The following is a 1,111-nucleotide window of genomic DNA, read 5'->3' on the forward strand; positions in this document are numbered from 1 at the left end:
TGTACTGCCCGGGGACGTTGGTCAACCTGGTGATGGGTGGTTTGCCGCCGGTTGCGGTGTGGGGGCGGTGGTGATTGTAGTGATGGAGCCAGGCCGGCAGGGCTTTGCGGCGGGCTGATTCGCTGGCGTAGAAGCGTCCCAGGGCCCAGCCGTCGGCCAGGGTGCGGTGGAAGCGCTCGACCTTGCCGTTCGTCTGCGGCCGGTAGGGCCGCGTCTTCTTCGGTGTGATCCCGAGTTCGTCGCAGGCCCGGGACCAGTGCCGGGAGCGGTAGGCCGAGCCGTTATCGGTGAGGACCCGCTCGATGCTCACCCCGCGGGCGGCGAACCAGTTGACGGCGCGGTGCAGGACATCGACGGCGGTGGCGGCCGTTTCGTCATCGCAGATCTCGGCGTAGGCGACGCGGGAGTGGTCGTCGACGACTGTGTGGACGAACGCGGTCCCCAGCAGCGGTCCGCGGTACTTGTTGCGGGGCTTGTCCGGTGTTGCGGCACGGTTCCTGCGGCCCTGGACGCGTCCGACGTAACGCCAGCCGCCGCCGTCAGGGACGTTCCCGAGCTTCTTGACGTCGATGTGGAGCATCGCGCCGGGATGGTCGTGTTCGTAGCGGCGGACGGGCTCGCCGGTGACGCGGTCGATGTGGGACAGCCGGTTGATCCGGCACCGGGTCAGGACCGCGTGGACGGTCGAGGCGGGCATGCCCAGCCGACCGGCGATCTGGACCGGGCCCAGCCGTTGTTTCCAGCGCAGATGCACGATCCGGCGGACCTGCGGCTGTGGGGTCCGGGCCGGGCTGCGGTGCGGCCGTGAGGACCGGTCGCACATGGCGGCCGGACCGGATTCGGCGTATCGATCGGCCCACCGCTTGGCGGTGGGCCAGGACACGTCATAGCGCTCGGCCGCACGAGCGATGGGCCACCCGTCATCGACAATCAGACGCGCCAGGCGCAGACGGGCACGAGGCGTCAAAGCAGCGTTAGCGTGAGACACGAAGGCCTCCTGGTTGGCGGAGCGGTTCCTCGACAGCTCCACTCCACAACCGGAGGCCTTCACCCGTCATCTGACTCAGACGATGTCAGAGCACAAACTCGACCAACCTGCCTGGGCAGTACA

1 protein-coding gene is annotated in these 1,111 nt (G+C 68.6%); it reads right to left on the reverse strand.

Features of this window, described 5'->3' with window-relative positions; translation table 11 throughout:
* Positions 1 to 988 (reverse strand): IS481 family transposase (locus tag IQ210_RS46955; protein ID WP_194085402.1); only part of this gene is annotated, 988 nt, incomplete at its 3' end.
* Positions 989 to 1,111 lie beyond the last annotated feature (123 nt).

Source organism: Streptomyces justiciae (genome assembly GCF_015163075.1).
GTDB lineage: Bacteria > Actinomycetota > Actinomycetes > Streptomycetales > Streptomycetaceae > Streptomyces > Streptomyces justiciae.